At 60.6% G+C, this 5773-nt stretch carries 6 protein-coding genes and 1 pseudogene; 3 read left to right on the top strand and 4 right to left on the bottom strand.

Annotated features, from left to right (window positions below; genetic code table 11):
- Positions 1 to 9 precede the first annotated feature (9 nt).
- Positions 10 to 1686 carry a sensor domain-containing diguanylate cyclase gene (locus PMI37_RS03440; RefSeq protein WP_008078106.1) on the bottom strand — a complete coding sequence of 559 codons (1677 nt, stop codon included), beginning with the start codon at positions 1684 to 1686 and terminating at the stop codon, positions 10 to 12.
- A gap of 172 nt (positions 1687 to 1858) precedes the next feature.
- On the opposite strand from PMI37_RS03440, the gene PMI37_RS03435 reads away from it, so the two are divergent.
- Positions 1859 to 2194 carry a hypothetical protein gene (locus PMI37_RS03435; protein ID WP_008078105.1) on the top strand — a complete coding sequence of 112 codons (336 nt, stop codon included), beginning with the start codon at positions 1859 to 1861 and terminating at the stop codon, positions 2192 to 2194.
- Between the two features lie 75 nt (positions 2195 to 2269).
- Here PMI37_RS03435 and PMI37_RS03430 read toward each other — a convergent pair.
- Positions 2270 to 2551, bottom strand: a pseudogene (locus tag PMI37_RS03430) (hypothetical protein); the annotation flags it as partial.
- Positions 2552 to 2750: 199 nt separating this feature from the next.
- Entirely contained in the window at positions 2751 to 3314 is a 564-nt protein-coding gene (locus tag PMI37_RS03425; protein ID WP_008078102.1) for a chorismate mutase, read from the bottom strand.
- Positions 3315 to 3470: 156 nt separating this feature from the next.
- Here PMI37_RS03425 and PMI37_RS03420 point away from each other — a divergent pair, with 156 nt between their 5' ends.
- The gene (locus tag PMI37_RS03420) at positions 3471 to 4829 is read left to right on the top strand and encodes an MATE family efflux transporter (RefSeq protein ID WP_008078101.1); all 1359 of its coding nucleotides are present in this window, start codon (positions 3471 to 3473) and stop codon (positions 4827 to 4829) included.
- Between the two features lie 189 nt (positions 4830 to 5018).
- Positions 5019 to 5576: a YceI family protein gene (locus PMI37_RS03415; RefSeq protein WP_008078098.1), complete on the top strand. Its 558-nt coding sequence runs from the start codon at positions 5019 to 5021 to the stop codon at positions 5574 to 5576.
- 14 nt (positions 5577 to 5590) lie between these two features.
- Here the strand turns inward: PMI37_RS03415 and PMI37_RS32160 are convergent.
- On the bottom strand, positions 5591 to 5773 hold a 183-nt coding region (locus PMI37_RS32160), incomplete at its 5' end, for a hypothetical protein (RefSeq protein ID WP_238552682.1).

The following is a 5773-nucleotide window of genomic DNA, read 5'->3' as shown; positions in this document are numbered from 1 at the left end:
CGGCAGCTCCTACAGGGGGGTGGTGGTTTTGGGGGTGTCGTGGCAGGCGACTTGGTTGCGCCCGGCCGCTTTTGCTTGATACAGCTGTTGATCGGCGCGTTTGATCAGGGCGGTGGGGCTGTTGTCTGCCGGATCGGCCAGGCCTACGCCGATGCTCACCGTGACCTGGCCGACGCTGGCAAACTCTGCGTCAGCGACGGCTGCGCGGATCTTCTCGGCGACCACTTCAGGGGTGTCGGGCTGGGCGATTTCCGGGAGCAGCACGGCGAACTCTTCACCGCCGTAACGCGCGACAAAATCGGTGGTGCGCAGGCTGGTCTGAATCAACTGCGCCAGTTGTTTGAGCACCTCATCGCCGACCGCATGGCCGTGTGTGTCATTGATGCGTTTGAAGTAATCGGCATCGATCAGCAGCAGCGCGAACGGGCGCCCGGTGCGTCGCGACAGCAGGCTGTATTCGGTGATCTTTTCGTCGAAGCGGCGACGGTTGTAAACGCCGGTCAGCGCATCGTGTGTGGCCAGGCTGAGCAGCTCGGCATTGGCTTGCATCAGGTCGGCGGTGCGTTGCGCCACGGTCGCTTCCAGCGAGGCATTGGCTTCCTGCAGTTCGCGTTCCTTGCCGAGCAGCGATTGCGTCATCGCATCGATCGATTGCCCCAACTGTGCGATTTCGCGCACCGGATGCTGGAGCGGGAAGTGCGCGCCGGGCTGGTTGTCCTGCACCTGTTTGGCCGAGCGTGCGAGCTGTTCGATGGGACGGCTCAAGTACAGCGCCAGGTAATACGCCACCAACCCGAACAGCACTGCGGCGAACACCCCTAGCATGAGCAATTTGTACAGCAGCAGACGCGCCGGTTGCAGGGCGGTTTCCAGTGGCTGGCGAACCGCAATCGACCAGGTCAGCGCGGTGCTGGATGGCGTCGGCACGGTCACCATGCTCGTCAGGTAACCGTCACCCACCGACCAGCCTGGCGACTTTGCATCATTCGTCGCCAGTTGCTGGCCCATCAGCGCTTCGGGATATAACACCTTGCCGTCGTGATCGATGATCAGTGCTTCGATATCCGGCGCCGAATTTTTGTGCGAAAACGCCGCCGACTCGACGATGCGCGTGACCCAGCTCCAGTGCGCGTGCGCGCCCAGCACACCAATCACCTGACCGTCGGCGTTGTGGATCGGCGCAGCAAAATCGATGAACCGCAGCGGCTCGCCATTCGGCGTGCTTGGCAGCAACTTCGCCAGCAGCACGGCTTCATGCGGATCACCGGTATATTCACCGCGCAACCCGGCCTGAAACCACGGGCGCTGCTGCACCGATTGACCGACCAGCAAACCGTTGACCGCTTGGTGGACGGTGCCTTCGGCATCGGTCACGCCCATCCAGGCGTATTCGTTGCGGGCCTGAGTGCGCAGCTGCATTGATTTCAATATCGCCGGATTGTCCAGGTCGCCACGCTCCAGATGCGGCGCCCGACTGAGCAGATAGACCTCCAGCTGCCGTTCGCGCAGTTGTTCCCCCAGCAAAGAGGCAGCCGACCGCGCAGTGTTCAACAACGCATTGCCGCTTGCCTGCTTCATCTGTTCGGTGGCGATATGGCCGACGTAGAAACCCACGCTGAGCAGCGTCAGCAAGGACAAACCGGCAAACCACAGGGTGAGATGGCTTCGCAGACTGGCTTTGAGCATGGGCGATGGCTGTCCTTATTGGCGTGGCGCCATGGTAGGCGACATCGTCAATCGCTGGCCAGTAAAGCGCTTGATGAAACTTGTCGAGGTTGATACCAATGAGCCAGCTGCTTGGGTAAAGTGTGCGCCGCCCGAGAGATGGATCCCGGGCGTTTCCCCATGGAGTTTTGCAGTGAAATACCTCAGCAAAGTAGTCGCCGCCGCACTGTTCGGTGTGGTTCTGGCAGGTTGCACCGGCACCCCGATGAACACCCAACAATACGACAGCAGCCAATACACCGTGCTTGGCCACAGCGAAGCCACCGCCACCGGCCTGCTGCTGTTCGGCGTTATCCCGATCCAGCAGAACAGCCGCTTCGTCCGCGCCCAGACCGCCGCGATCAAAGCCAAGGGCGGCGACGCCATGATCAACACCCAAGTCCAGGAAAACTGGTTCTGGGCATGGGTCCTGACCGGCTACACCACCAAAATCTCCGGTGACGTGGTCAAGCTGAAAACCGCGCAATAAGCGCCGGCAACCAGCAAAAAGCCCGACTGATCAGACCGGGCTTTTTATTGGGACAGCGGTGACGCCACAGACTCATGCAACGCGGCGTTCGATCAGACGATCCGAGCCACCTTCAGCCACACGGCGTTCGATCAGACGATCCGAGCCACCTTCAGCCACACGGCGTTCGATCAGACGATCCGAACCACCTTCAGCCACGCGGCGTTCGATCAGACGATCCGAACCACCTTCGGCCACGCGACTTTCAATCAACCGGTCCGAGCCGCCTTCGGCGACCAGAGTGTGCGTCGGGGTGGCGGCAAAAGCGTTAATGGCGAAAACCGAGAAGGCGATGCTGAGAAGGGCTTGGCGTTTCATGATCGTGTGCTCCGGGGGTATGGGTTTGTCTGGAGCCGATGTTACGCCGAGGATTTTTTATGAGAACTTCATTGCCGTGATGGTGACCATCGACCGCAATGATGTTTAACCGCCCCCCACGTTCTCCACTGTTTCTCCCGCCGTGGCCAAACCCGGTAGGAGCTGCCGCAGGCTGCGATCTTTTGATCTTGCCCCAGCCTCAACGCGCCGCCCGAACACACAACTCCCCCGTAGCCCGCACCAACGCCAGCTCATGCAACCGATCCACCGCCAGCCCACTGCGCGCCGTCGCCAGCCAGACCGGACAATCCGCATCCCGTCGATGCGCTGCAAACGCCGCGTACTGTTGCAACAGTCGGCTCTGCAACTCATCCAACCGTGGCCGAATCTGCTGACCCAGGTCCGGACGCGGCGTGTCCGGCGCCGCCCCCGCCGCCTGCCATTGCGCAAGCAACCCGTACTGCACCAGTTTATTGGCCTCCATTTGCGCGGCGATCAACTGCGCCACCTCTTCCGGGTCCAGCGTGTACTGCGTCGCCAGCGTGCGGGCATTGGCGATGACTTGCGCCTCCCGAGGGCTGTCCTGAATCGGCTTGCCACTGTCCCATTTGGTCAACGCAACGAGGTCGCCGATGTTCAGCCGTTCGTTCAGGGTTTCCAGCAATGGTTTCAAGGACTCGGGTGGTGTGGACGGGGCGGCTTGCACAGTCGCAGCGAATAAAACGAGGAACGTGCAGGGCAGTAAAGTTGGCAAGCGGAGCATGAACAGAGCCTCTTAAAAAAACATGGATGGGTGGCTGTGTACCACAGCCGACTACTGACAATAAATGCGGATTTGAAATGTTAATTGCACCGCGCCGCCAACTCACCGAAGCTATCCTCAATCAGCCCTTCCGCCGTCGAGATGGACCTCCAGTCAATGCAAACCCCCAGCACCACCAAACCCCTCTGGCAAACCTACCTGCTGTTCCTGGCCCCTATGGTGCTGTCCAACTTCCTGCAATCGATGTCGGGCACGGTGAACAGCATTTACATTGGTCAGATGCTTGGCACTCAGGCGTTGGCGGCGGTGTCGGGGATGTTCCCCATCGTGTTCTTTTTCATTGCCCTGGTGATCGGCCTCGGGGCGGGGGCCGGTGTGTTGATTGGTCAGGCGTGGGGCGCGCGGGAGCCGCACATGGTCAAAGCCATTGCCGGGGCGACGTTGTTGTTGGGGGTGTTGATCGGGCTGATCGCGGCCGTGCTCGGCAGTGTGTTTGCGCGTCAGGCATTGACCGGTCTGGGGACGCCGGCGGATGTGCTGGAAGATGCCGTGGCGTATGCGCACGTGATGATGTGGATACTGCCGGCGATGTTGGTGTTTGTGCTGTTCACCCAGTTGTTGCGCGGGGTCAGCGATACGTTGTCGCCGTTGCTCGCACTGGTGGTGTCGACGTGTGTCGGGCTGGCGCTGACGCCAGCGTTGATTCGCGGCTGGTTCGGTTTGCCGCAGATGGGCATTCAGAGCGCAGCGTATGCCGGGCTGGCGGGCACGCTGTCGGCGATGGCGTGGCTGTCATGGCGTTTGATTCGCAAGGGCCATCCGTTGGCGCCGGATCGCGAGTTTTTCGCGGCCCTGAAACTGGACGGGGCGATTCTCGGCAAGGTGCTGCGCATCGGCTTGCCAACCGGGGTGCAGATGATTGTGCTGTCGCTGTCGGAGCTGGTGATTCTGGCGCTGGTCAACCAGCATGGCTCACAAGCGACAGCGGCCTACGGCGCGGTGACGCAGATCGTCAACTACGTGCAGTTCCCGGCGCTGTCGATTGCGATCACCGCGTCGATCCTTGGCGCGCAGGCGATCGGGGCAGGGCGGCTGGAGCGCATGGGGCCTATTCTGCGCACCGGGCTGTGGATCAACGTCTGTCTGACTGGCGGTTTGATTGTGCTCGGTTACCTGTTGTCGCACTGGTTGCTGGGGTTATTCCTGACCGAGGTTTCGACCCGGGCGATGGCGGAACATCTGCTGCACATCATGTTGTGGAGCCTGTTGGTGTTCGGCTTCCAGGCAATTATTGGCGGGATCATGCGCGCCAGCGGCACGGTGTTGGTGCCGGTGGTCATCGCGATTATTTGCGTGGTGGGCGTGCAGTTGCCGGCGGCGTATTGGCTGGACAGCCAGTATGGCTTGCAGGGTGTGTGGATGGCGTTTCCCGTTGCGTATCTGGCGATGCTGGTGCTGCAGACGCTGTATTACAAACTCGTCTGGCAACACCAGAAAATCGAACGCCTGGTCTGATCCCTGTAGGAGCTGCCGCAGGCTGCGATCTTTTGATGTTGCTTTTGCAAAACAAGATCAAAAGATCGCAGCCTGCGGCAGCTCCTACATGGGGCGTGAATCGATGGAGTGTCAGCGACTGGCGCAACCGGCGGATGTTTGCTTAAGTCAATCGAGACCCTTGATGGCTGGCTTCGCCCGGAGAATCCCATGTCGATCCGAATGCTGCTGGCCGGCGCGTGTGTGCTGTGCGCCATCCCTGCCGCGCAGGCCGTCGAATACAACCGGGTCAACACCACGGCGAGCCAGATCAGTTTCACCTACAACCAGATGGGCTCGCGGATGTACGGCACCTTCGGCAAGTTCGAAGCGACGCTGGACTTCGACACCGACAACCTCGCCAGCGCCCACACCACCCTGCACATCGACCTTAATAGCATTGATGCCGGCAGCGAAGACGCCAATAGCGAACTGGTCAAACCGGCGTGGTTCGACACGGCTAAATTCCCTGTTGCAGTGTTTGAGTCGAGCCGTTTCACCCAAGTCGCCGAGCACCGCTACCTGATCGCCGGCCAGCTCACCCTCAAGGGCATCACCCGCAAGGTGGAGGTGCCGGTGGAATTGAAACCGGACAGTGACGTCGGCATTTTCGACGGTGAACTGCTGCTCAAGCGCGACGAGTTTGGCCTCGGCGCAGGGGAGTGGGCGGACACCGTGGTGTCGAAAGACATCGCCATCAAGTTCAAGGTGGTGGCGCCACAGCAGTGACGCCCAGAACTCCCCTAGGCCTGCGTGGAATAGGAACGCAGCTTGAAAAATGGACGCTGAATCGGCGAAAGATCCCGCTTCCGGCAGATGAAATTCTCTTCAATGTAGGAGCTGCCGAAGGCTGCGATCTTTTGACGTTGTTTTTTAAAAGACAAGATCAAAAGATCGCAGCCTTCGGCAGGTCCTACAGGGGGGGG

The organism is Pseudomonas sp. GM80, from assembly GCF_000282515.1.
In the GTDB taxonomy this organism is placed as follows: domain Bacteria; phylum Pseudomonadota; class Gammaproteobacteria; order Pseudomonadales; family Pseudomonadaceae; genus Aquipseudomonas.
The sequence above is the reverse complement of the archived record's forward strand: the minus strand, read 5'-3'. Positions and strand labels throughout refer to the sequence as shown.

What these genes read in the sequence shown, in the direction of transcription:
- PMI37_RS03440 (WP_008078106.1), bottom strand. Translation starts at nt 1,686, where the DNA reads ATGCTCAAAGCCAGTCTGCGAAGCCATCTCACCCTGTGGTTTGCCGGT.
- PMI37_RS03425 (WP_008078102.1), bottom strand. Translation starts at nt 3,314, where the DNA reads ATGCTCCGCTTGCCAACTTTACTGCCCTGCACGTTCCTCGTTTTATTC.
- PMI37_RS03420 (WP_008078101.1), top strand. Translation starts at nt 3,471, where the DNA reads ATGCAAACCCCCAGCACCACCAAACCCCTCTGGCAAACCTACCTGCTG.
- PMI37_RS03415 (WP_008078098.1), top strand. Translation starts at nt 5,019, where the DNA reads ATGTCGATCCGAATGCTGCTGGCCGGCGCGTGTGTGCTGTGCGCCATC.